General features: G+C 74.7%; 17 protein-coding genes and 1 pseudogene. 9 read left to right on the top strand and 9 right to left on the bottom strand.

Annotated features, from left to right (window positions below):
• Window positions 1-120: 120 nt before the first annotated feature.
• The 3 genes from ACFVS6_RS38890 to ACFVS6_RS38880 all read right to left on the bottom strand — a co-directional run bounded on the left by ACFVS6_RS38890 (window position 121) and on the right by ACFVS6_RS38880 (window position 3,133).
• The gene (locus ACFVS6_RS38890) at window positions 121-1,377 is read right to left on the bottom strand and encodes a Tm-1-like ATP-binding domain-containing protein (RefSeq protein ID WP_389711274.1); all 1,257 of its coding nucleotides are present in this window, start codon (window positions 1,375-1,377) and stop codon (window positions 121-123) included.
• Between the two features lie 48 nt (window positions 1,378-1,425).
• The gene (locus tag ACFVS6_RS38885) at window positions 1,426-1,929 is read right to left on the bottom strand and encodes an NUDIX domain-containing protein (protein ID WP_389711259.1); all 504 of its coding nucleotides are present in this window, start codon (window positions 1,927-1,929) and stop codon (window positions 1,426-1,428) included.
• Between the two features lie 118 nt (window positions 1,930-2,047).
• Window positions 2,048-3,133, bottom strand: coding sequence for a cation diffusion facilitator family transporter (locus tag ACFVS6_RS38880; protein WP_389711258.1), 1,086 nt, complete (start codon window positions 3,131-3,133; stop codon window positions 2,048-2,050).
• Between the two features lie 163 nt (window positions 3,134-3,296).
• Between ACFVS6_RS38880 and ACFVS6_RS38875 the strand changes: the two genes are divergently transcribed.
• Genes ACFVS6_RS38875 through ACFVS6_RS38865 form a run of 3 tightly spaced genes read left to right on the top strand, consistent with a single transcriptional unit; the run spans window position 3,297 to window position 7,285 of the window.
• On the top strand, window positions 3,297-5,684 hold the full coding sequence (locus tag ACFVS6_RS38875; protein ID WP_389711257.1) for an FHA domain-containing protein: 2,388 nt from the start codon (window positions 3,297-3,299) through the stop codon (window positions 5,682-5,684).
• A gap of 6 nt (window positions 5,685-5,690) precedes the next feature.
• Window positions 5,691-6,311, top strand: coding sequence for a hypothetical protein (locus ACFVS6_RS38870; RefSeq protein ID WP_389711256.1), 621 nt, complete (start codon window positions 5,691-5,693; stop codon window positions 6,309-6,311).
• A complete protein-coding gene (locus ACFVS6_RS38865) occupies window positions 6,308-7,285 on the top strand; it encodes a serine/threonine-protein kinase (RefSeq protein ID WP_389711255.1) in 978 nt (325 codons plus the stop codon). Before ACFVS6_RS38870 ends, ACFVS6_RS38865 begins: the two co-directional genes overlap by 4 nt.
• Here the strand turns inward: ACFVS6_RS38865 and ACFVS6_RS38860 are convergent.
• Entirely contained in the window at window positions 7,280-8,536 is a 1,257-nt protein-coding gene (locus tag ACFVS6_RS38860; RefSeq protein WP_389711254.1) for a streptophobe family protein, read from the bottom strand. The two genes, ACFVS6_RS38865 and ACFVS6_RS38860, sit on opposite strands and share 6 nt — an antisense overlap.
• A gap of 126 nt (window positions 8,537-8,662) precedes the next feature.
• Here ACFVS6_RS38860 and ACFVS6_RS38855 point away from each other — a divergent pair.
• The 3 genes and pseudogenes from ACFVS6_RS38855 to ACFVS6_RS38845 all read left to right on the top strand — a co-directional run.
• A pseudogene (locus ACFVS6_RS38855) lies at window positions 8,663-10,072 on the top strand (DUF6777 domain-containing protein); the annotation flags it as partial.
• Between the two features lie 193 nt (window positions 10,073-10,265).
• On the top strand, window positions 10,266-12,494 hold the full coding sequence (locus ACFVS6_RS38850) for a SpoIIE family protein phosphatase (RefSeq protein ID WP_389711253.1): 2,229 nt from the start codon (window positions 10,266-10,268) through the stop codon (window positions 12,492-12,494).
• A gap of 93 nt (window positions 12,495-12,587) precedes the next feature.
• Window positions 12,588-15,563, top strand: a complete 2,976-nt coding sequence (locus ACFVS6_RS38845; protein ID WP_389711252.1) for a phosphodiester glycosidase family protein — start codon at window positions 12,588-12,590, stop codon at window positions 15,561-15,563.
• Window positions 15,564-15,672: 109 nt separating this feature from the next.
• Here the strand turns inward: ACFVS6_RS38845 and ACFVS6_RS38840 are convergent, their stop codons facing one another.
• The 3 genes from ACFVS6_RS38840 to ACFVS6_RS38830 all read right to left on the bottom strand — a co-directional run bounded on the left by ACFVS6_RS38840 (window position 15,673) and on the right by ACFVS6_RS38830 (window position 19,221).
• Window positions 15,673-17,625 carry an ABC transporter permease gene (locus ACFVS6_RS38840; protein ID WP_389711251.1) on the bottom strand — a complete coding sequence of 651 codons (1,953 nt, stop codon included), beginning with the start codon at window positions 17,623-17,625 and terminating at the stop codon, window positions 15,673-15,675.
• Between the two features lie 189 nt (window positions 17,626-17,814).
• Window positions 17,815-18,630 carry a molybdate ABC transporter substrate-binding protein gene (modA, locus tag ACFVS6_RS38835; protein WP_389711250.1) on the bottom strand — a complete coding sequence of 272 codons (816 nt, stop codon included), beginning with the start codon at window positions 18,628-18,630 and terminating at the stop codon, window positions 17,815-17,817.
• A gap of 195 nt (window positions 18,631-18,825) precedes the next feature.
• The gene (locus tag ACFVS6_RS38830) at window positions 18,826-19,221 is read right to left on the bottom strand and encodes a molybdopterin-binding protein (protein WP_389711249.1); all 396 of its coding nucleotides are present in this window, start codon (window positions 19,219-19,221) and stop codon (window positions 18,826-18,828) included.
• A 134-nt stretch (window positions 19,222-19,355) separates the two neighbouring features.
• Here ACFVS6_RS38830 and ACFVS6_RS38825 point away from each other — a divergent pair, with 134 nt between their 5' ends.
• The gene (locus ACFVS6_RS38825; protein ID WP_389711248.1) at window positions 19,356-19,781 is read left to right on the top strand and encodes an RNA-binding S4 domain-containing protein; all 426 of its coding nucleotides are present in this window, start codon (window positions 19,356-19,358) and stop codon (window positions 19,779-19,781) included.
• Between the two features lie 92 nt (window positions 19,782-19,873).
• Here the strand turns inward: ACFVS6_RS38825 and ACFVS6_RS38820 are convergent, their stop codons facing one another.
• Window positions 19,874-20,281 (bottom strand): PTS-dependent dihydroxyacetone kinase phosphotransferase subunit DhaM, encoded by a 408-nt coding sequence (locus tag ACFVS6_RS38820; RefSeq protein ID WP_389711247.1) that lies wholly within the window; start codon window positions 20,279-20,281, stop codon window positions 19,874-19,876.
• Window positions 20,278-20,886 carry a dihydroxyacetone kinase subunit DhaL gene (dhaL, locus tag ACFVS6_RS38815; protein WP_389711246.1) on the bottom strand — a complete coding sequence of 203 codons (609 nt, stop codon included), beginning with the start codon at window positions 20,884-20,886 and terminating at the stop codon, window positions 20,278-20,280. Before dhaL ends, ACFVS6_RS38820 begins: the two co-directional genes overlap by 4 nt.
• A 367-nt stretch (window positions 20,887-21,253) precedes the next feature.
• On the opposite strand from dhaL, the gene ACFVS6_RS38810 reads away from it, so the two are divergent.
• Both ACFVS6_RS38810 and ACFVS6_RS38805 read left to right on the top strand, forming a co-directional pair.
• The gene (locus ACFVS6_RS38810) at window positions 21,254-21,949 is read left to right on the top strand and encodes a DUF4142 domain-containing protein (protein WP_389711245.1); all 696 of its coding nucleotides are present in this window, start codon (window positions 21,254-21,256) and stop codon (window positions 21,947-21,949) included.
• A 9-nt stretch (window positions 21,950-21,958) separates the two neighbouring features.
• On the top strand, window positions 21,959-23,329 hold the full coding sequence (locus ACFVS6_RS38805) for a DUF1996 domain-containing protein (protein ID WP_389711244.1): 1,371 nt from the start codon (window positions 21,959-21,961) through the stop codon (window positions 23,327-23,329).
• Window positions 23,330-23,443: the final 114 nt, after the last annotated feature.

Here is a 23,443-nt window from a genome sequence, read left to right as displayed (position 1 = left end):
GCCCCCCGTCCGTGGCATCGCCGCATCCCGCACCCGTCGTACCCGACCGGCCACCACCAGGGACACGTTTCCGCCACGGCTGGTTCCCAACCGGGAGGGGCGTCTCGAAGCGCTGTGCGGTCAGGCCGCGGCCGCGAGCGCGCCGATCATGGCGTGCAACCTGTCGGCCGCGGCCCGGCCGAAGGACGGGTCGTTGATGTGGGTGTCGTAATCGTGGATCCGGGCCGCGCTGCCCCGCAATCCTTCGCGCAGCGCCGAGAACAGGGCCCGGTCCGCGCCGGGGTCATGGTAGGGCCCGCCGGGCGCGCCGAGCGTCGACAGTCCGCGCAGTGGGACGCAGACCTCCGTCGGACCCGTCGAGCCCCGCAGTTTGGCGGCGACCCGCCGGCCGAGCTCCGCGCATTCGGACTCGGTCGTCCGGATCACCGTGATCGAGGGGTTGTGGACGCGGACCCGGCGGTAGCGGGCCCGTTCCGGCAGGCTCTCCAGCGGCCCGAACTTCACCATGTCCAGCGCCCCCAGGCTCACCACCTGCGGGATCCCCGCCCGCCCGGCCGCTGTGAGCCGGTCGGGTCCGGCGGTCAGGATGCCGCCGCACAGGTCGTCGGCGAGCTCGCTGAGGGTGAGGTCCAGCACGCCCGCGAACACCCCCTGCCCGGCCAGGGTCTCCAGGGTGCGGCCACCGGAGCCGCTGACGTGGAAGACCAGCACCTCGTAGCCCAGCTCCGTCAGCCGCTCCCGGGCCGCGTCCACCCCGATCGTGGTCACGCCCGCCATGCTGGCCGCGACCAGCGGACGGGGTCCCGAGCCGAGCCGGGCCGGACGGCCCCGGTCCTGGGCGGCGCGGGCCCAGCCCTTCGCCATCCCGGCGACGGCCTCCACGGCGTTGGCCAGTACCGGGGCGGAGATGCTGTTGATCCCCGCGATGTCCACCACGCTGTACATCATCGTGAGGTCCGAGGAGCCGACGTACGGGGCCACGTCCCCGGACGCCATCGACGAGACCATCACCTTCGGCACGCCCAGCGGCAGGGCCCGCATCGCGCGGCTCGCGATGGAGGTGCCGCCGCTGCCCCCGATCGCGAGGACCCCGTGCAGCCGGCCCTCGGCGTGCAGGCGTAACAAGGTCGCCTCGGCCCCCTTCGCCATCGTGGTCACGGCCGCGCCCCGGTCGGCGGCCGCTCGCAGTTCGGACAGTTCCGTTCCCGCCGCCCGCGCCACCGCTTCGCGCGGCACGTCCGCGGGCACCTTCGGCTTTCCCATGATCCCGGTGTCGACCAGGACCACCTCGACGCCGGCGCGCGACAGCCTCTCGCGCAGCCAGCCGTACTCGACACCCTTGGTGTCCAGGGTTCCCACCAGCACGACGTTCGTCATATGTGCAATGTCCATGCAGGTGGGGTTTGTTGGCAAGTAAAGGTCGGGTCAACCCTTCAGGAGCCCCAACAGTCGCTCCAGGAACGGGATTTGAGAGGCAATCAGCTTGTTTCTGGCCATCGGGGGAGCGAACCAGGCCACCCGGTCCAATTCGGGGAACTCCTCCTCGCGGCCCGAGTGCGGCGGCCACTCCATCGTGAAGGTGCCGGGCACCATCAGCGCGGGGTCGAGGTCGGCCTCCACCGCCCAGATGGTCACCAGCTTCCCGCTCGTCAGCCGTACGTCGCCCAACGGCAGGTGCTCGCCCTCCGGCGGCGGCAGCCCGATCTCCTCGGTGAACTCCCGGCGGGCCGCCTCCCGCGGGGTCTCCTCGGGGCCGTACTCGCCCTTCGGGATGGCCCAGCCCCCGGCGTCCCGCCCCGACCACAGCGGACCGCCCATGTGCCCCAGCAGCACCTCGATCCCGGAGCCCGGATCCTCCGCGACCCCGTCGGCGGTCCGCCGGAAGAGGAGCAGCCCGGCACTGCGCTTGTACCTGATCGGTCCCGTCATGGACCCATGTATGCCCCGCCCCGACCGTGCTCAGCGGTCGGTGCGGGGTGAAGATCGGTGCGAGGGGAAGTCGGTGCGGTGAAGGTCGGTGCGAGGGGAAGTCGGTGCGGGGTGAAGGTCAGTGCGGGTGCGGGCCCTGCCGGTGCACCGGACCGTGGGCGTCGGCGCAGTGCCCGTCGCCCGAGTGTTCGTCGCCCGGTCGCCCGACCGAGAGCAGCGAGTCCTGGACGTGGTCCACCTGGAGGGTGGTGTGGGTGATCCCGTACTCCTTCTCCAGCAGGGCCTCCAGGTCGCGGCGCACGGCGTGGCAGTCGCCCGCCGGCTCCACCAGCACGTGCGCGGACAGCGCCGCCTGCCCCGAGGTGATCGTCCAGATGTGCAGGTCGTGGACCTCCGTCACCGGCGGGTGCCCGGCGAGCCGGTCACCGACCGCGTCCGGGTCCAGATGGGCCGGCGCCGCCTCCAGGAAGATCCGGCCCGACTCGCGGACCAGCCCGTAGCCCGCCTTGACCATCAGCACCACCACCACGAGCGAGGCGATGGAGTCGGCCTGCCGGAAACCGGTGGTGAGCACGATCAGACCGGCCACGGCCGTCCCGATGAAGGCGAACAGGTCGTTCAGGATGTGCTGGTAGGCGCCCTCGACGGCCAGCGAGGTCCGGTTCGCCCGGGAGATGCACCAGGCCGCCACCACGTTGACGACGATGCCCGCCAGTGCCGTCACCAGCACCAGCCCGCCCTCCACCGGCGGCGGATCGATCAGGCGCCGCACCGCCTCGTACGCCAACCACACCGCCAACAGCAGCAGCGTCAGACCGTTGGCCTGCGCCGAAAGTATCTCGGCGCGCTTGAGGCCGAACGTGAAACCGCCGCGGGCCGGGCGGGCGGCCAGCCGCATCGCGATCAACGCCAGGACGATCGAGACGGCGTCCGTCAGCATGTGCGCGGCGTCGGAGATCAGCGCCAGCGAATGCGCCATGACGCCGATGACCACCTCGATCGCCATGAACCCGCAGATCAGTACCAGGGCGATGCCCAACCAGCGGCGGTCGGCGTCCGGGTCCACCCCGTGGGAGTGCCCGCCGGGGCCGTGCGCGTGGGCGTCGTGACCGTGCTCGGGGTGCTCGCGCCCGGCGGGGTCGCGGCCCTCCCGGCCGCCTCGCCCCGGGTGTCCGTGCTCGTGCGCCTGCTCGTGCGCGCTCATCGCTTCCCCCGTCTTGTTCGCCGTTTGTTCGGTTCCGACGCGTGAAGTGAAGCGCACCGCGACGCGATCGGCAAAGGCTGCAACGGGGACCGTTGTCATTACCTTTAACACCCCTCTGACCTGCGGTTATGCCAGCAGCGTCGGATCATGGGAAAATCTGTCCATGGTCCAGCGCCCCGGTGTGCCGACCCCGCCCGAACTCGTCCTGGAAACCGCCCGCGGCTCCACCGAGATGAGCCCGGAGCGGATCTACCACGTCGGCCGCGACCCCCTCTGCGAGATCTGCCTCGACGACGCACGGGTCTCCTGGCACCACGCGGTACTGCGCCCCGACGGCGACCACTGGACCGTCGAGGACGAGGGCAGCACCAACGGCACCTGGGCCGACGGCCACCGCGTCCACGCCCGGAACGTCGGCCCCGGCAGCGAACTGCGCTTCGGCAGCCCCCAGGACGGCCCGCGCGTCGTCCTCGTCGGCCGCCCGCCACCGCCGCCCCCGACCCCCGACCCCGGATCCGTCGCCCGGCCCGCCCGGCCCTCCGGGGTCGCGGCGCCCGCCCTGACCGGCACCTTCCGTCGGCCCACCAGCGTCCGGCCGCTGCCCGCCCGGACCGCCGTACGGATCGGCCGCGACCCCGCCAACGACCTCGTCCTCGACGACCTCGTCGTCTCCCGCCGGCACGCCGAACTGCGCGCCCTCGCCGACGGCACCTACGAGATCGCCGACCTCGGCAGCCACAACGGCACCTACCTCAACGGAGCCCCCGTCGAACGGGCACCCGTCGCCGAGGGCGACATCGTCGGCATCGGACATTCGGCGTTCTGCCTCGTCGGCGACCGGCTCCAGGAGTACGTCGACACCGGCGAGGTCTCCCTCGACGTCCAGGACCTCGCCGTCACCGTCGACCACGGCCGCAAGACCCTCCTCGACCACGTCTCCTTCCCCGTCGGCGCGAAGTGCCTGCTCGCCGTCATCGGCCCCAGCGGCGCCGGCAAGTCCACCCTGCTCGGCGCCCTCACCGGACTGCGCCCCGCCGACCACGGCAGCGTCCTCTACGACGGCCGCGACCTCTACCGCGACTACGCCGAACTGCGCAGCCGGATCGGCCTCGTCCCGCAGGACGACATCCTGCACGCCCAACTCACCGTCCGCCGGGCCCTCACCTACGCCGCCGAACTCCGCTTCCCCCAGGACACCGCCAAGACGGAACGACAGGCCCGGGTGGACGAGGTGATCGGCGAACTCGGCCTCGAACAGCGCGCCGACCAGCCCATCCACAGCCTCTCCGGCGGCCAGCGCAAACGCGTCTCCGTGGCCCTCGAACTACTGACGAAGCCCTCCCTGCTCTTCCTCGACGAACCCACCTCCGGCCTCGACCCCGGCATGGACCGCTCCGTCATGCACATGCTGCGCGGGCTGGCCGACGACGGTCGCACCGTCATCGTCGTCACCCACAGCGTGCTCAGTCTCGACGTCTGCGACCGGCTGCTGGTCCTCGCACCCGGCGGACGCACCGCCTACTTCGGACCGCCCGGCCGGACCCTGGACTTCTTCGGCTTCACCCAGTGGCCCGAGGCCTTCGAGGCCTTCGAGAAGGAGCGGGACCGCGACTGGGCGGGCCGGTACGCGGCCTCGCCCGAGTACCGCAGGTACGTCACGGGCACCGCCCGCCCCCCGCTGCCCGACGGAACCGGGCCGGGCCCCGTCGACGCCGGCGTCGCTCCGCCGCCCACCGCGCAGAGCTGGGGGTCCCAGCTCTCCACACTGATCCGGCGGTACGCGGCCGCCCTCGGCGCCGACCGGACCTTCCTCGCCATCATGGTCGCGCTGCCCTTCGTCATGGGCGCCATGGCCCGCGCCCTCGCCGGCAGCACCCTGACCAGGGAATCGGCGATCAACGCCCTGCTCATCCTGTGCGTCGGAGGCGTCCTGACGGGCGCCGCGAACGCGGTCCGGGAACTCGTCAAGGAACGGGTGATCTACCAGCGGGAACGTGCCGTCGGACTCTCCAGATCGGCCTATCTGATGTCCAAGGTCGTCGTGCTGGGGGCGATCACCGTCGCGCAGGCCGTGGTCCTCACGCTCGTCGGCCTCTTCGGAGTGGAACTCGGCGCCCCCGGAGGCAGGGGGGTCTTCCTGCCGCCGCTCCTGGAGATCATCGTGGCCGTCGCCCTGCTGTCGTTCACCGCGATGATGCTCGGCCTCCTGGTCTCCGCCCTCGTGAAGAAGGAGGAGGTCACCATGCCCCTCCTGGTCCTCCTCGCCATCGTGCAGGTGGTCTTCTGCGGGGCGCTCCTGCAACTCGACGGGGTCCCCGTCATCGAACAGCTCGCCTGGCTCGTCCCCTCGCGCTGGGCGCTCGGCGCGATGGCGGCCACCCTCGACCTCGGCCGGATCGTGCCCGGCCCGCTCACCGACGACCCCCTGTTCGCCCACTCCGCCGGCGTCTGGCTGCTCGACATCGGCATGCTGGTGGCCCTGTCCGTCCTGTTCGGGGTACTGGTCGCCCGGCTGCTGCGCCGGCACGAGCCCGCGATCATGCGGAAGTAGGCGCCGGTGAACAGCGGACCGGGCGCGCCCGGTGCCGGATTCCGGCCCACGCACGTCGTCCCGGGTGACGGACTGCCCGCCTGGGAGGCCCCCGACCCGACCCGTCCGACCGTCGCGCTCGACGCCTTCCTCCCGGTGCAGTTGCTGTCCCGGCGCGGCGAATGGGCGGAGGTCCTCTGCTCCAACGGGTGGTCCGCCTGGGTCGACGGACGGCTCCTGGTGGCCGTCCCGCAGCCGCCCCCGACGGCGGGCCGCCCCCTCGAACGGACCGAGGACCCCGCACCGCTGCTCGCCCGTACCGCCGAGGCACTGGAACGCGTCCGCCGCGCCGCCGCCGACCTCACCGAAGGCCGCCTCGACACCGACGGCGTCCGCCGCGCCACCCTCGGGCTGCGGGCCGGCGTCGTGCTCGACGGGGACCGGCTGTGGGTCTACGACGAGGCCGGGGGACGGTGGATGTACGCCGACGGCAGCCGCCCGACGACGTACGCGGTCGACGCGGAACCGGGGCCCCCGCCCGCGCCGGAGCCGCCGCCCGGAGCGGACCCCGGCGCGCGGGCCGGCGCGGGGGAAGTGCCGCACGCTCCGACCCGCGTCACCGCCACGCCCGACGGGGACGGACCGTGACGGGCGCCGCCGACGCGCCGCCGGGACGGCCCGCCGGCCTGCCGGGCCGGCGGATCGCCGGGTACCTCGTCGAGGACGAGATCGGCCGGGGCGGCATGGCCGTCGTCTACCGGGCGCGGGACCTGCGCCTGGACCGGACGGTCGCACTGAAGGTGCTGGCCCCCGAACTGGCCCGCAACGACGCCTTCCGCGCGCGCTTCGCCCACGAGTCGAAGGTCGCGGCGGCCATCGACCACCCGCACATCGTGCCGGTCTTCGAGGCCGGAGAGGCCGAGGGACTCCTGTACATCGCGATGCGGTACGTCGCCGGCCAGGACCTGCGCGCCCTGCTCGACCGGACGGGCCCCCTGCCCGTGCCGACGGTGGCGCGGATCGCGGGCCAGGTCGCCTCGGCGCTCGACGCGGCGCACGCCCACGACCTGGTCCACCGGGACGTGAAGCCCGGCAACGTCCTCGTCGCGGAGGGCACGGACGGCGACCACCCCGAGCACGTGTACCTCACGGACTTCGGACTGACGAAGAAGTCGCTGTCGCTGACGGGGTTCACGACCGTCGGACAGTTCGTCGGGACCCTCGACTACGTGGCCCCCGAGCAGATCTCCGGCAAGCCGGTGGACGGCCGCTGCGACGTCTACGGCCTGGGCTGCGTGGTCCACGAGATGCTGACGGGCGGCCCGCCCTTCCGGCGCGACGACGACCTGGCCCTGCTGTGGGCCCACCAGTACGATCCGCCCCCGCCGCCGTCCGCGGAGCGCCCGGACCTGCCCCCTGAGGTCGACGCCGTCCTGGCGAAGGCCCTCGCGAAGTCGCCCGGGGACCGCTGGGACCGGTGCCTGGACTTCACGACGGCCCTGCGAGCCGCCGGATCCCGCGCGCCGCGGCCCGCGCGGCATTCGGTGACGGACGTCCCCGCGCCGCCCCCGTCCTGGGCGCTGCCCGTGTTCGGGAGCGGGTGGGAGGCCCCGTCGTCATGATCGGGCCGGGGCGTCGGCCGGGACCCGGCGGCGCAAGGGGCCGGCCAGGAGGGCGCCGAGGAAGCCGGCCACCGCCCCCCACAGGAGGGCGAGGCCGACCGTGCGCAACAGCAGCGGCGTGAACTCGACCGTGCCGCCGAGGCCGGTGTCGGCCCCGCCGATGCCCAGCAGCGAGAGCCCGAACTGTGCCTGGACGCGGGCCAGCAGGCACACCGTCAGGGTGCCCAGGGCCAGGGCCGCGCCCAGATGGAGGGCGTGCCGCCCGGGACGGACGTGCTCGGGGGAGCGCAGGGCGGCCAGCACGCCCGTCCCGAGCAGCAGGACGACCGCCACCGCCACCAGCCACCAGGCCCGGACGTCCCGCTCGGCGAGGGAGGCCACGTCCACCGTGGACGGCTCCGACCCGCGCAGGGCCTCGTCGAGCAGCCGCGGCATCGGCAGCCCGAAGGGGCCCTCCACCCGCCCCCGCCAGGCCCCGCCGAAGCCGAGGGTGAGGGCGGGCCACACGAGGTTCGGCAGGCCCAACAGGACGACGGCCAGGGTCCGGTCGCCGTGCCCCTGGGTCACGGCGACCACCACGCCGACGACCAGGCCGAGGACCACGTACGCGAGGAGCAGCAGGGTCGTGGCGAAGGCGGCGGGGCGCACGGCCGCGTGGAAACGGACGAGCCCGGCCGGCAGCGGCGCGCGCCGCGAGACCAGTAGGGCGATCAGCAACAGGCCCAGGATCCAAAGGAGTCCGAAGAAGAGGGTCGCGGGCAGGTCGGCGCGGAAGCCCACCGTGGGCGCGGCGTCGAGGAGTTCGCCGATCTCCCCGAGCGTGGGGTCACCCGTGGACAGGCCGAACTCCCGGCGGGCGAGCAGGGCGGCGCCGAGCAGGGCGAGCAGCCACAGGAGCGCCGGGCGGGCCGCCCGGACCAGGAGTTCGGCCGGCGCCGCGACGGCCCGGTTGTGCAGGGGGCGCAGGAAGAGGGCACCGGTGGTGAGCGCGCCGGCCAGGGACACCGAGAGCGGGAGCACGGACAGGCTCGCGTCCGCCTCGGCCAGGAACCCGGCCCCGCCGGACACCTCCACCGCGCCGCCGGCCGCCATCACCACCACCGCGGCCACCACCCGGGGGAACGCCCCTTCCGGAAGGTCGCCGGCGCCCGCGAGGGCGAGCCCGACGGCGGCCACCGCGGCCATCGCCACGAAGCCCGCGACGACGGCGACGAGAGCGTCCCACCAGCCCCTCGAAGAGGTACGGATCACCCTGCAACGGTAGGCACCCCCGGCTTGCGGCCACCACCCGAACGACGCACACAATGGTCGGCAGAAGTGCGAAAAGTCCGGAAACCTCCCGCTCGTCGGCGGCACGTTCGCTTGGGAAGAGAGCCTGTGACCACGCAACCCTCCGGCGAACGTCCGCCGCAGCCCGACCAACCGCCGTCCGCGGCGTCGCCGCCGTCGGGGGCCTCGCGATCGGGAGCCTCGAAGGGGTCTTCGCGAAGCTCCTCGTCGGGCCCGCCCGGACCGCCCACCGGGCCGCCTTCCGGGCCGCTCTCGGGCGGCGGGCGGGGAGCGCCGCCACCGCAGGGCCCGCCCCCGCCATCGGACGGTGACCCGTCCGGGAGGCCCTGGTGGCGCTCCCTGCGTGCAACGGCCGCCGCGATCGTCGCGCTGGCCGCCGTCGCGGCCCTGGTGGTGGTGCTGACCCGGTCGGGCGGCGGGGGCACGCCCAGGCCCGACCCCGACCGGGCCGGCGCCGAGGTGTTCCTCCAGCCCGCCGCCGCGACGGGCCCCGACCCGTTCACCGAGTCCACGGCCGCCGAGGGGGCGACCGTGCCGCCGCCCGCGAGCCGGCCGCCGGGCCCGTCCACATCACCCACTCGGAGTACCGGCGCCCCTCTCGGAATCCGCAGCGTCACCGGGTCCAGCCCCGGCCTGTACGGCGGCACCAAGAACGTCGCCAGCTGCGACGTCGAGAAGCAGATCGCGGTGCTGGCGGCGGAGCCCGCCAAGAACACCGCCTTCGCCTCCGCGCTCGGCATCCGACCGGGCGCCGTGCCGGGTTACCTGCGCTCCCTCACCCCCGTACAGCTCGCCCTGGACACCCGCGTCACCAACCACGGCTTCCGCGACGGCCGGGCCACCCCCTACCAGGCGGTTCTCCAGGCCGGGACGGCCGTCCTCGTGGACGACCGGGGCGTGCCCCGGGTGCGCTGTGCGTGCGGCAACCCGCTGGGGGCCGCGGTCGCGCTGAAGGCCGACGCCGAACGGCAGGGGAAGCCGTGGACCTCCTACCGGCCGCAGGACGTGGTGGTCATCGCCCCGTCGGTGACCGTCGTCAACAAGATCGTGATCTACGACCACGAGGACCGCCGCTGGTTCGAGCGCGAGCGCGGCGCCGACCCGAAGCCCGACCGGCCCGTACCGCCGCCGGTCATCCCCACCCCGAAGTACACGACCCCGCCGGTGAGTCCGCCGCCCACCCCTCCCGTGACGCCGTCGGAGTCGGACGGTTCGCCGCCCGTCACCTCGCCGCCCGTCACCGACTCCGGGAGTCCGGACGGCCCGCCCTCCGACAGCCCGGGGGACACCCCCTCCGACAGGTCCGGGGACCCGCCTTCCGACAGCCCGGGGGACACCCCGTCCGACGAGTCCCCCTCCTCGCCGGCGGACTCCCCGGCCGATCCGCCCGACGGGACGTCCCCGGACACCTCCGACGGGCCGTCGACGCGGTCGAGGGCACCCGGGCTCACCGAGGACTCCGGCACCCCGACGGGAACAACGGATTCGGCGCCGGCGGACCGGCCGAAGCAGGAACGGGCCGGCACCCCGACCCACACCGGTCACGCGAGCACCACCGGCACCCCGACCGACACCGGTACCCCCAGCACCTCCGGTCCGGCGACCGCCCCGCCCTCCCGGGACTGACCCGATCGGCGCCGGGCGCTCCCTGCGCATGCCGGGGACGGGGTAACAGTGAGACCCTTGCTGCATGGACCAACGGGGACGAAACCCCGAGGTCGACTGGCCCGCGCGGCCTGATCTGAGCCTCGCGCTCAACCGCATGGGTACCTTCGACTGGGATCTCGACAGCGGGCGGATGCATCTGGACGCCACCGCGCTGGAGGTGCTCGACCTGAGTCCGGAGGAGTTCGACGGAACTCCGGCCGGGCTGCGCGCCCGCGTCGCCCCGGGGGAGGCGGAGCGGTACGACAGCCGCGTCGTGCAGGCCCTCCAGGACGGCCGCAGCCACTACGGGGTCTACTTCCGGACCCCCCGCGACGGCGGCGACACCGCCTGGATCCACCTCCAGGGCCACATCCTGCGGGACCATGACGAGCGCCCGTACCGGATCATCGGCATCCTCCGCGACGCCGCCCGCGACCCCGGGGAACCAGGAGCCGCCGGCGAGCGCGACGAGGGGCGCCGCCGGATGACCGGCGTCGTCGAACGGACCACCGCGATCCTCGCCCACGCGCGCACCGTCAACGACGTGACCGACGTCCTCAAGGACCGCGAGGCCCTCGGCCACCTCGGGGCCGTCAGCGTCATGCTCGGGGTCGTCGACGGCGGCCGCATCCACCTGGTCGCCGAGGGCCGGCTGGGCACGTACGTCCCCGAGATCGAGTACACGCGCATCGACGCCCGATTTCCGATGAGCGAGGCCGTACGCACCCTGCAGTCGGTCTACATCTCCTCCCGGGAGGAGTTCCAGCAGCGCTACCCGCTGTTGTGGCCGTACATCGAACCGCTCTCGGTGCGCAGCGGCGTCTACCTTCCGCTGATCGCCCAGGGGCGACCCGTAGGCGCGCTCGGGCTGCTCTACACGCGGGACGGGGACTTCACCGCCGAGGAACGCAACCTCCTGGTCGCCCTCGCCAGCGGCATCGCGCAGGGCCTCCAGCGGGCCATGCTGTTCGAGCAGGAGCACGACCTCGCCGAGGGCCTCCAGCGGGCGATGCTGCCGCGCCGGATCCCGGAGGTGCCGGGCGCGCGGATCGCCGTGCGCTACCGGGCCGCCCGGATGGGCCGGGACATCGGCGGCGACTGGTACGACGTGATCCCGCTCGGCGCGGGCCGGGTCGGCGTGATGATCGGCGACGTCGAGGGCCACGACACCGACGCCGCCGCCGTCATGGGCCAGTTGCGGATCGTGCTCCGCGCGTACGTCCTGGAAGGACACACCCCCGGCACGGCCATGGCCCGCGCCTCCGCGTTCCTGCGGGAACTGGCCACCGACCGCTTCGCCACCTGCACCTACGCCGAGGTCGACCTCAACACCGGCATGCTGCGCATGGTCCGCGCCGGACACCTCGACCCCGTCGTACGGCGCGGCGACGGCAGCTGCCACCGCATCCAGGTGGCGGGCGGCCTCCCCCTGGGCCTGCCCCCGCGCGACCGGCAGGGCACCGGCTCCGGCTACCCCGTCACCTCCCTCGAACTGCACCCCGGGGACACCCTGCTGCTCTGCACCGACGGCCTGGTCGAGCGGCCCGGCCGCGACCCCGAATCCGGCATGCGGGAGCTCATGGACACCGCCGGCGCGGGCCCCACCGACGTCGAGGAACTCGCCGACGTGCTCTGCGACCTGGTCGGCGACGCGGGCGGCGGGGACGACATGGCGCTGCTCCTGCTGCGCCGCCGGGGCGCCGCGGTGCCGCGCGGCGGAGGCCCGTTGCACCAGCGGCTCACGCCCGGCGACCCGGACGGACCGGCGATGGCCCGCCACCTGATCCGGGCCGCGGTCGCCGCGTGGGGAGCCCGGGAGAAGGCCGACGAGATCGAGCTGGCGGCGGACGAGCTGATGACCAACGTCCTGGTCCACACCGACGGCGGAGGCCACGTCGTCATGTGGCTGACCCCCGGCGGCCGCATCCGGATCGAGGTGGAGGACACGAGCAGCGCCCTGCCGAGGCGCCGGGAAGCGGGGGACTGGGCGGTGTCGGGCCGCGGCCTGATGCTGGTGGACCGGCTCGCGGACGACTGGGGAGTGGAGCCGCGGGGCGGCGGGAAGAGCGTGTGGTGCGAGTTCGACGTCCCCGTTCCGGCGCCGGGACACCTCCCGGAACCCCCGCCCGGTGCGGGTGCGGGTGCGATTGCGGACGTGGGTGCGGGCGCCGGGCGGATGCCGGGCGCCGGGCCGGGGCCGCGGCTGGCGCGACCCGAACCGGAACCCCCGCCGGAGCCTGCCGGCACGCCCCGGGTGGCGTGGGACGACTGAGGCCCGCGAAGGCCGGACGGCAAATGGCTGAACACGCCAGCGTCCGGCGGGCGCACGACCCGATCGTCCTACGAAGTGATCGATCCTGCCTGGATGCCGAGCCTTCGCCCGCTGCTGCCCGCCCTGCTCGCCGCGGCCCTCGCGACCCCCGCCCACGCCGCGGGCGCCGAGGTCCGCGAACATCCGGCGCACGTCGCGGCCCCGGCACGGCCCGGGCCCCTCGCGTCCGACCCGGAACGCGGGCTCTTCCTCACCCAGGAGCCCCTGGGCCGACCACCGTTCCCCGCGCCCGCCGGGTTCCCCGGCCCCCTCGCGCCCGACGCGGCCCACCTGCTCGCCGGGGGATCCGAGGGGCGAGCGTACGGGGCCCCGATGGCCCCCGCCGCCCCGGCGGCTCCGACCTTCCCCACCCTCCTGACGGCCCCGGCCGGTCCGCGTCCCGCGGACCCCGCCGACGGGTTCGAGACCGCCCGGGTCGGGCGGCAGGTGGCGCCGGGGGTGCGGTTGGAGTCCTACGACCGGCTGGAGGGGGACCGGTGGCTGCGGATCGACGAGTTGGTGGCGGACCTCGGGGCGACGAGCGGGGTGCGCGCCGAGTACCTGGGCGGAGCCGGGCCGGTCACCGTGGCCGAGGCCGCCGCCCGGCACGACGCCGGGCCCGGACGGCGGGTCGTCGCCGCCGTCAACGGCGACTTCTTCGACATCCGGGCCACCGGAGCTCCCCTCGGCCCGGGCGTCCGCGCGGGCCGGCTGCTGCACTCCGCCTCGCCGGGGCCCGCGGGCGGGGCAGCCGTCGGGTTCGGGGCGGACGGCACCGGCCGCGTCCTGCGCCTCGTGGGGGCCGGCGCGGTCACCCTGCCCGGCGGCCCGGCCCGCCCACTGGCCGGGTACAACGCCGCGCGGCCCCCGGCGGAGGGCTTCTCCGCCTACACCGCCGACTGGTCGGGCAGGACCCTTCCCGCCCCGGCACCCGGCCCCGGCGCGGTGGTCGAACTCCGTGACGCGACGGTCGTCGCGCCGGCCCGGACCCCGCTCCGGTCCGCCCGGCCGCGGCGCCCCGCACCCGGCACCACCCTGCTGTTCGCGAGCGGCGCGCGGCAGACGGCCGCCCTCGCGGCCCTGCGCCCCGGGGACCGGGTGACCGTCACCCCGCGTCCCCTGCCCGCGTCCGGGCCGGTCCCCGTGGCCGCCGTCGGGGGCCGTGAGCCCCTGGTCGTCGACGGGAGGCCGCAGGACCACTCGGGTCGGCCCAACGACACCGCCGCCCCGCGCACCGCCGCCGCCCTCTCCGCGGACGGCCGCCGGCTGCGGCTCCTCACGGTGGACGGGCGGCAACGCGACAGCGCCGGCCTCACCCTCACCGGACTCGGCCGACTCCTGCACCGCCTCGGCGCGCACCAGGCCCTCAACCTCGACGGCGGCGGCTCCTCGACCCTGCTCGCGTCGGCGCCCGGAGCGTCGGCCCCGACCACGGAGAACTCCCCCTCCGACGGAAGCCCCCGCCCCGTCCCCAACGGGCTCGTCCTCACCGCCCCGGCCGGATCCGGGCGGCTCGCCGGGTACCGCGTCGAAGCGCGCGGCGGCGCGACCAGGCTGTTTCCCGGACTGACCCGCACCCTCACCGCCACCGGCCACGACGCCTCGTCCGGCCCCGCGGAGGGAACCCCGCGATGGACCGCCACCGCCGGCCGGGTCGGACCGGACGCCGTGTTCCGGGCCGGAAAGCCCGGCCCGGTCACGGTCGAGGCCCGGCGGGGCGGCGCGCACGGCAGGCTCCGCCTCGACGTGCTCGGTCCGTTGGACCGGCTCCGACCCGGCACGGCCCGGATCGGCCTCCTGTCGCGCGACGAGAGCGCCACGCTCACCCTGACGGGATACGACGCCCAGGGCGCCGCAGCCCCCGTCGAACCCCGCGACGTGACCCTGCACTACGACCGCAGCCGGTGGAGCGTCACCGAGGACGGCCGTGGCGGATACACCGTCACCGCCCTCGTCCCGCAGGCCACCGGCCGCCTGCGCGCCACCGTCCGCGCCTCCGCCCCGGCGCCCGCCCGCGGCCCCGCCACCGGAATCACCACCGAAGTGGCCCTCGGGGTCGGCTCGGTGACCCGGCCCGTCACCGGCCTGGAGGACGCCGGCTCCTGGACCGGTACGGGCACGGCACCGGCCGGGGGCGGCCCGGCCCGGGGCCTCGCCCTGGAACCCGCCCCCGGCCTGCCGGCCGCGGCGGTCCCGCCCCGCCCGTTGCCCGTACCGGAGCTCGCCCGGTCGCTGTCGCTGTGGGTCCACGGCGACGCCTCGGGGGCCCGCCCCACCCTCGAACTCCTCGACGCGGACGGGGCGGTGGTGACCCTGCGGGGGCCCGCCGTGGACTGGACCGGCCGGCGGGAGCTGAACCTCGCCCTGCCCGCCACCGCCGAGCGGCCCCTGACCCTCACCGGGATCTCCGCCACCGGAACCCGCCCCGGCCGGCTGGTCCTGGACACCCTCGCCGCCCGGACCCCGCCCACCGGTCCCGCCGTGCCCGGCCCCGTCCGCCCGGACCCCGTCGTGGCCTCCGCGGAGCAGGTACGGGCACGGGCCTGGAGGTTCGCCGTCGCGCCGGCCCCCGCCCCGGGGACGGCCGTACCGGCCGGGACCGCGGACCTCGTGCTGACCGGCACCGAACCCCGGCCGTTCGTCCACCGCGGCGTCCGGTTCCTGCCCCTCGACACCACCCGCCGGACCCTCGACGGCGGCGGCCTCGCCCGGATGAGGGCCCTGACCGAGGCGCTCACGGCCGCCGCCCGCGAGCCCTGGACGGGCGCGCTGGCCGTCGTGACCCCGTACGCCCCCCACACCATCGACCGCAAGGAGGCGGCCCTGCTGATCCGGCGCCTCGCGGAGTTCCGGCGCGGCACCGGGAAGAACGCGGTGCTCATCACCCCCGGGGCGCCCCGCTTCGTCGCCGCCCGCAGCGAGGGCGTGCCGACCGTCGCCACGACCCGCACGGCCCGGACCCTGTTCGGCGTGGACGTCTTCCCGGCCCCGGGCCGCGAGTGGCTGTCGGTGCGTCAGGAACGCCCGTAGACCGCGGACGCGGAGGCCGCCGCGGGTCCACGGGACCGGCGGGGCGGTGAAGCCCCGGTCCCCTCGTGCGACTGCGACTGCGACGGCCTTCGGGCGGGGCCGGGGCGGCCTACAGACGTACCAGGGTGACCTCGGTGGCCTTCACGCTCGTCCAGACGGCCGCGCCGTCGATCACGCCGAGTTCGGCGGCCGCCTCCGGGGTGATCTCCGCGACCAGGTCGGGAGCCTCGGCCGAGGCGATCAGCACGCGCAGCCGGCTGCCCACGGCGGTGATCTCCCGGACGGTGCCGGGCCAGACGTTGCGGGGGCTGCCGCCCGGGCGGTCCCGGTGCACGGACACCGCTTCCGGGGCGATGATCGCGAGGGCCTGCGCCCCCTCGGGCAACGTCTCCGCGACCACCAACCGGCCGCCGCCGGCGAGCGCGAGGCCCTCGGCGGACGCGGTCCCGGGCCAGGCGTTGCGGCCGAGCATCCGCGCGACCCAGGGCGAGCGGGGGTGCCGGGTGACCTCGGCGGGCGCGGCGTCCTGGAGGGTCCGGCCGTCGGCGAGCACGAGGACCCGGTCGGCCAGCGACACCGCCTCGACCGGGTCGTGGGTGACGATGAGGCAGACGCCGCCGAAGCCGGCCAGGTGGGTGCGCAGGGTGTGGCGCACGCGGGCCCGGGTCGTCTGGTCGAGGGCCGCGAGCGGCTCGTCGAGCAGCAGCAGCCGGGGTCGGGCGGCCAGCGCCCGTGCCAGGGCGACGCGTTGAGCCTGCCCGCCGGACAGCTGCGCGGGCCTGCGCCGGGCGAGGTGACCGACACCGAGCCGGTCCAGCCAGGCCTGTGCCTCGCTGCGGGCGGCCACCCGATCGGTGCCGCGCGCGCGGAGCCCGTACGCCGTGTTCGCGAGGGCGCTCAGGTGCGGGAACAGGGCCCCGTCCTGCGGGACCCACGCCACCTGCCGCCGGTGCGGGGGGAGCGCGGTCACGTCCGTGTCGCCGAGGCTGAGCGTGGCGTGGGCGCGCGGCGTCAGGCCCAACAGGGCGCGCAGCAGGGTGGTCTTGCCCGCGCCGTTCTCCCCGACGACGGCGATGGTGGTGCCGGGCGCGGCGTCCAGGGTGAGTTCGTTGAAGCCGGTCACCTCGGCGTGCAGCGGCCAGCGCCCCCCGTCGGCGCCCTCCGCGGCCTTCGCCCCGTCGGTCACCGCCGGAGTTCCCGCGAGTTCGGGGCCGGGCGCGGCGGGTTCCTCCGCCACGGGCGGGACCTCGACCGCGGGGCGGGCGGCGGGGGTGCCGGTCCAGCGGCCGCGCAGGGCGATCAGCACGCCCATGGCGATGGCGAGCAGCAGCAGCGAGACGGAGGTGGCGGCCTCGGGCTGGTCCTGGAGCAGCAGGTAGACCTGGAGGGGCAGGGTCTGCGTGGTGCCCGGAAGGTTGCCGGCGAAGGTGATCGTCGCCCCGAACTCGCCGAGGGCGCGGGCCCAGGTGAGGGCCGCGCCCGCGATCAGCCCGGGGGCCACCATGGGCAGCGTCACGGTGAAGAAGACCCGTACCGGCGAGGCGCCCAGGGAGGCGGCGGTCTCCTCGTAACTCTGCTTGAGGCCGCCGAGCGCGCCCTCCAGGCTGATGACGAGGAAGGGCATCGCGACGAAGGTGGCCGCGACGACGGCGCCGGAGGTGTGGAAGGGCAGCGTGATGCCGAAGGTCTCCTCCAGCCACGGCCCGAGCAGTCCGCGCCGCCCGAAGCCCAGCAACAGCGCCACACCGCCGACGGTCGGCGGCAGCACCATCGGCAGCAGGACCAGCGAGCGGACCAGGGCCTTGCCCCTGAACTCGACGCGGGCCAACAGCCAGGCGAGGGGTACGCCGAGGACCAGCGACAGTCCGAGCGCCCAGAGGGACACCACCAGCGACAGCTTGAGGGCCTCCACGACGCCGGGACTGGTGAGGTGGGTGCCGAGTTCGCCCCACTGGGTCCGGGTGAGGATGCCGATCAGGGGCAGCAACAGGAACGCGACGGCGAGCAGCGCGGGGAGCGCCAGCGTCAGGGGCGGCCGGTTGCGGGTGCGGAGTCTGCTCATGGGGGTTCCTGGCTGGAGCTGCTGGGACCGGTACCGGGAGGTGCCGGGGACGAAGCCTACGGAGGGCGGTGCGCCGCCGGGGCCGGGAGCGCCGAGGGGGACTGCCCGTCCCCCCGGACCGGGCAGTCCCCCCTTCGACGGCGTACGGCTACGGCGGCGTGCGCCGTACGCCGTCGTTCGGCGTTGTCGTTACGGCTTCTGGAAACCGGCGTCCTGGAGGATCTTCTGCGCCTCGGGGCCGTTCAGCCAGGTCACGAACGCGGCGGCGGCCTCGGCGTTCTTGGACTGCTTGAGGGTCGCGGCCGGGTAGGAGGCGACGGCGTTCTGGTCGTCCGGGATGTCCACGGTGACGACCTTGTCGCCGGACTTGGCGGAGTCGGTCTTGTACACGAGACCGGCGTCGGCCTCACCGAGCTCGACCTTGCTCAGCACGGCGCGGACGTTGGGCTCCTGGGAGACCGGCTTCACCTCGACCTTCTGGGCGTCGAGGATCTGCTTGCTGTAGCGGCCGACGGGAACCTCGGGCGCCGCGAGGACGACCTTCAGCTTGGTGTCGGCCAGGTCCTTCAGGTCGTCGACCTTGAAGGGGTTGCCCTTGCCCGTGGCGATGACGAGACGGTTCTTCGCGATCACCGAGGGGTCGTTCGTCTCGGCCTTGAGGCCGTCCATCGTCTTGGTGTCGGCCGTGACGAGCGCGTCGGCGGGGGCGCCCTGCTTGACCTGGGCGGCGAGTTCCTGCGAGCCGGCGAAGGAGAACGTGACCTTCGTGCCGGGGTTGGCCTTCTCGTAGGCGGCGCCCGCGGTCTTGAAGACGTCGGTGAGCGAGGACGCGGCGAGGACCGTCAGGTTCGCGGTCTTGGCGGCGGGCGCGGAGGCCGAAGCGGAGGCGGAGGCGGACGCGCCGGTGTCGGACTTCTTGTCGCCGCCGCCACAGGCGGAAAGCGGTACGAGAAGGGCCGCGGTGAGGACGGCGGTCGCGGTACGACGGTTCAGGATCGGGGACATGGCTGGGTGCTCCTCGGTCGGGTCGGCGGCCGGCCTGGTGCCGGGACCGCGTGGTGGTGACCCGCGCCGGTGACGGGCGGAGCGGGCGGGGAGGTCTGGGGAGAGCGGAAGGCGCGAGCGGCGGACGTGGGCGCGGGACGGGATCGGCGGGGTGGACGGGGCGAGGGGACGGAACGCGGGACGGGCCGTGCCGGGTCAGGCTCGGTCGACGTGCACGCTGGTGGACTTCACGCGGGCGGTGGCCCGCATTCCGACCTCCAGCCCCAATTCCTCCACGGCCTCGCGCGTCAGCAGGGAGACCAGGCGGTGGGGACCCGCCTGGATCTCGACCTGGGCGGACACGTCGCCGAGCTTCACCGCCGTGACGATGCCGGGGAAGGAGTTGCGCACCGAGGTGTAGGGCTCTCCGTCCTCGACGTGCGCGCCCTGGCCGACCTCCACGGAGAAGGCGGCCAGATCGCGGCCGTCGATCAGGCGACGGCCGCCCTCGTCGCGATGGGTCGCGACCCGGCCGGCGTCGGCCCAACGGCGTGCCGTGTCCGGGCTGACGCCCAGCAGGCGCGCCGCCTGTCCGATCGTGTAGGACTGCATGTGCGACAAGGTAGGGGCATCACTCGGGCATTTGCAATTCGTTTGGGATGATCTCCATCGCAGATGCCATACGCATTGTGTTATCCGCCAAAAGTCATTCCGTTTTCGGCTTCCGCGCTCGGTAAAGTCGGGGCATGGCTGACGAAAAGACGCAGGAGCCGTCGACGACCGCAACGCCCCCGACCGGGCCGGTGGAGACGGGGAGCGCCCGGGTGGACGCCTGGATCTGGTCGGTGCGTCTGACGAAGACCCGCTCCGTCGCGGCGACCGCCTGCCGGGCGGGGCACGTGAAGGTCAACGGGGAACGCGCGAAGCCGGCGCAGACGGTGCGCGCGGGCGACGAGGTACGGCTCTTCCACGCCGGTCGCGAGCGGATCGTGGTCGTCCGACGGCCCGTGACGAAGCGGGTGGGCGCACCGGTCGCCGCCGAGTGCTTCATCGACAACAGCCCGCCGCCGCCCACCCCCGTCGAGGCCGCCGTCGTCGGCATCCGCGACCGGGGGACGGGTCGGCCGACGAAGCGCGACCGCCGGGAGATCGTGAACCTGCGCGGCCGCTGACGGACGCACCGCCCCCGGCGCGGACCGAACCCTCCCGGGCCGGTCCGCGCCCGAGGCGTCGGCAAGGGCCGGAGGCGCTCGGCGCGGGTCGGTCAGGCCTTGCGGTACGCGTACGCCTCCGCGGCGACGGCCACGACCGCGTCCAGGTCCGCACCGGCCGAGGCGGCCACGACCGCCGCCACCGCCCCCTCCACGAACGGCGCGTCCACCAGCCGGCACCCGGCCGGCAGGTCGCCCTCCTCCAGCAGCGACTTCACCGTCAGTACCGAGCTGCCCAGGTCCACCAGCAGCGCGACCCCGGCGCCCGCGTCCACCGCCGACGCGGCCGCCACGATGAGGTCGGCGCTCGTGCCCAGCCCGCCGTCGGCGGTGCCGCCCGCCGGGGCCACCGGGGCCACCGCCCCGCGACCGGCCAGCCCGCGGGCCAACTCGGCCACGGACTCCGCCACGCCGGCGCTGTGCGACACCAGCACGATCCCGACCAGCGGTCCGGCGCTCACGCGGCGCCCTCCGCGGTGTCGGCCAGCGCGTCCAGCAACAGGGCGGACGAGGTGGCCCCCGGATCCTGGTGCCCGGCGCTGCGCTCGCCCAGGTAGCTGGCCCGGCCCTTGCGGGCGACCAACGGCACCGTCGCACGGGCGCCGTTCTCCGCGGCGTCCGCCGCGGCCCGGTAGGAGGTGCCCAGCGCCGCCACCCCCGGCACCAGCGCGTCCAGCATCGTCTTGTCGCCCGGCGCCGCGCCGCCCAGCCCGGCCACCGCGCCCACGCCCGCCGACAGGGCCTCGCGCAGCTCGTCGTCGGAGACCCCGGCGGCCTCGCCGAGTTCCTTGCCGGTGCGGCGCAGCAGCGTCCCGTACAGCGGCCCGGACGCGCCGCCCACCGTGGAGATCAGGGTCCGCCCGGCGAGCTGGAGCAGTGCGCCCGGCGGGGTCGCCGGATCGGCGCCGGCCAGGGCGCTCCGTACGGCCACGAACCCGCGCAGCAGGTTGCTCCCGTGATCGGCGTCCCCGATGGGGGAGTCGAGCTCGGTCAGTCGGTCCGCCTCGCGTTCCACCGCCTCGGCGGTGGCGTCCATCCAGCGTCGGAAGAAGTCTGCGTCACGCACCGGGTCTCCTCGCCTCGCCTCGCACCCGCCTGGGCCCGTCCCGCTCCACCCTACGACCGACGGTGCGCCCGGCGGCCGCGCGGCGCAACGCGCCTTCCCCACGGGCGCGGGCGGCACGCGGGCAGGGGGAGGGCAGGGGAGGGCACCCACGGGCGGAGCCGGCGACGACCGGGGTGCGGCCGGGGCACGGTACCAGCCTTTCGGGGGGTTCCCCGGATGTCTATCCGATGGTGATTGCCTTGATGTCCGGTCACCACGGGCGGCACTAGCGTCCCTTGGCACCCGGGAGTGCGGATGCGTCCGGGCGGCCCGTCGCGGCCGCCGGTACGGCCCGCAGCCCTCCTGGCCCCCAGAGCAAGGAGGTACTGTGCCGTCACTGCGTCGGTCGTCCGTCGGCAGCATGTCGCTCGCTTCGAGGCACGTGATCGGGACGGGCATCGTCATCGGTGCCCTCGCCTTCACCCTGATCGCCCTGCTGATCCCCGTGGACAAGTTCGGCGGTACGTCCGCCTCCGCCGCCACGGCCACAGCGGACGACGACGGCGCCGGAACCCTGAGCACGGCCTTCGGGCCGCTGACCCCCGCGGACCGGGATTTCGTCCGCAAGGTCCGGCTCGCCGGTCTGTGGGAACTCCCCGCCGGCCGGCAGGCCCAGCAACGTCCCACTCGCCCCACGGTGAAGACCGCCGGTGAGCACCTCGTGGAGGGCCACACCGAACTGGACCGCCGGGTACTGGAGGTGGGTCAGGCCCTCGGCGTCGAACTGCCGGACCAACCCAGCCCCCAGCAGCAGGACTGGCTCGACCAGCTCGACCGCGCCCAGGGCGCCCAGTACGAGCGACTGTTCGCCCAACTGCTGCGTCGGGCGCACGGCAAGGTGTTCGCCCTCGTGGCGCAGATCCGGTCCCAGACCCGCAATTCCATGGTCCGCGCCCTGGCCACCGACGCCAACGCCACCGTCCTGGACCACATCTCGGTCCTGGAGGACACCGGGCTGGTCGATTTCGACGGCCTCGCGGACGCCTCACCGGCTCCCTCCACCGTTTCCCGATCGACGAAGTGAAGTGATCGCATGAGTCAAAAGGGCCACAAACGCCGTCTCCGACCTGCCCACAAGGCCCTCGCCGTGGCGGCCGCCCTAGTCATGGGCGGCGCCGGGGTCGGTCTCCTCGCCCAGGGCGCTTCCGCCGGGCAGGACGGCAAGGCGGCGGTCACCGCCACCATCGACTGCCCCGACGTCGGCGACAAGCTCCGCGACGTCCCGGAGCAGGCGCGCAAGGAGGTCGACGAGAACCTCGCCCAACTCGACACCCAGGTCGCCGACGCCTACGCCAAGCTCTCCTCCGGCCGGGCCAAGGGCAACGCCCTCCTGGGCGACCTGAAGAACCAGCGCGGCGGGACCATCGGCCGCCTCTCCGACGCGATGGCCAAGGCGGGCTCCCGCCCCCAGGGCCTGGACCCGCTGAGCGCCTGCTCGATGCAGGAGGCCCCGGCCGCCGACGCCGCGGACGTGAAGAACGCCCAGGCCGCCGGTGCGGCGCCGGCCGCGGCCAAGGGCGCCGGCGGTCCCGCGCGCAGCGACTTCGTCGCCATCGGCACCGTACGCCCCAACGTGAAGAAGCCCGCCGCCCGCGGGGGCGCGTCCACCGGAACCTTCTCCGTGCAGTGCGGGCGCAACGAGAACCGCCACTTCAACCCGGACAACGTCATCGTCGCGCCCGGCGTCAGCAACGGCGCGCACCACATGCACGACTACGTCGGCAACAAGACCACCGACGCGTTCTCCACCAACAACAGCCTCGCCGCGTCCGGAACGACCTGCACCAACGGCGACCAGTCCACCTACTACTGGCCGGTGCTGCGGCTGCGCAACGGACAGAAGGAACGGGACGCTGCCGCGCCCGGCGGCGGCCAGGACGGGAACGTCGGAACGATCCTGCAGCCGAAGCAGGTGTCGATCGACTTCAAGGGCAGCCCCGCGAGCAAGGTCGCGGCCATGCCGCGGTTCCTGCGCATCATCACCGGTGACGCCAAGGCGTTCACCAACGGGACGGCCAACGCCAACGCCTCGTGGAGCTGCACCGGGTTCGAGAACCGGCAGCTGAAGGACAAGTACCCGATCTGCCCCAAGGGCAGCGACGTCGTGCGCACCTTCAACTTCCAGAGTTGCTGGGACGGACGCAACACCGACAGCGCCAACCACCGTACGCACGTGGCGTTCGCGGACAAGAACGGCAACTGCCCGAACGGCTTCAAGGCGATCCCGCAACTGGTGCAGCGGATCGTCTACGGGGTCCAGCCGGGCGCGAAGTTCGCCGTGGACAGCTTCCCCGAGCAGCTGCACAAGCCGGTGACCGACCACGGCGACTTCATCAACGTGATGTCGGACAACCTGATGGCCAACGCGGTGCGCTGCATCAACGGCGGGCGCACCTGCCGCTGAGAACCTCGGGGCGCACGCCTTCCCTCCCCGGCGTCCCCCGAGAGCGGTGGCGGGGCGCGGGCCCCGGCGGGCCCGGCCCCCGGGGGGAGAAAACAAAAAGAGACCACCCCACAA

It is taken from the genome of Streptomyces sp. NPDC057939 (genome assembly GCF_042887545.1).
Classification (GTDB): Bacteria; Actinomycetota; Actinomycetes; order Streptomycetales; family Streptomycetaceae; genus Streptomyces.
The sequence above is the reverse complement of the archived record's forward strand: the minus strand, read 5'-3'. Positions and strand labels throughout refer to the sequence as shown.

Excerpts from the sequence above, each read along its gene's own strand:
- ACFVS6_RS38890 (WP_389711274.1), bottom strand. The coding sequence starts at position 1,377 with ATGACGAACGTCGTGCTGGTGGGAACCCTGGACACCAAGGGTGTCGAG.
- ACFVS6_RS38885 (WP_389711259.1), bottom strand. The coding sequence starts at position 1,929 with ATGACGGGACCGATCAGGTACAAGCGCAGTGCCGGGCTGCTCCTCTTC.
- ACFVS6_RS38880 (WP_389711258.1), bottom strand. The coding sequence starts at position 3,133 with ATGAGCGCGCACGAGCAGGCGCACGAGCACGGACACCCGGGGCGAGGC.
- ACFVS6_RS38875 (WP_389711257.1), top strand. The coding sequence starts at position 3,297 with ATGGTCCAGCGCCCCGGTGTGCCGACCCCGCCCGAACTCGTCCTGGAA.
- ACFVS6_RS38850 (WP_389711253.1), top strand. The coding sequence starts at position 10,266 with ATGGACCAACGGGGACGAAACCCCGAGGTCGACTGGCCCGCGCGGCCT.
- ACFVS6_RS38845 (WP_389711252.1), top strand. The coding sequence starts at position 12,588 with ATGCCGAGCCTTCGCCCGCTGCTGCCCGCCCTGCTCGCCGCGGCCCTC.
- ACFVS6_RS38840 (WP_389711251.1), bottom strand. The coding sequence starts at position 17,625 with ATGAGCAGACTCCGCACCCGCAACCGGCCGCCCCTGACGCTGGCGCTC.
- modA (WP_389711250.1), bottom strand. The coding sequence starts at position 18,630 with ATGTCCCCGATCCTGAACCGTCGTACCGCGACCGCCGTCCTCACCGCG.
- ACFVS6_RS38830 (WP_389711249.1), bottom strand. The coding sequence starts at position 19,221 with ATGCAGTCCTACACGATCGGACAGGCGGCGCGCCTGCTGGGCGTCAGC.
- ACFVS6_RS38825 (WP_389711248.1), top strand. The coding sequence starts at position 19,356 with ATGGCTGACGAAAAGACGCAGGAGCCGTCGACGACCGCAACGCCCCCG.
- ACFVS6_RS38805 (WP_389711244.1), top strand. The coding sequence starts at position 21,959 with ATGAGTCAAAAGGGCCACAAACGCCGTCTCCGACCTGCCCACAAGGCC.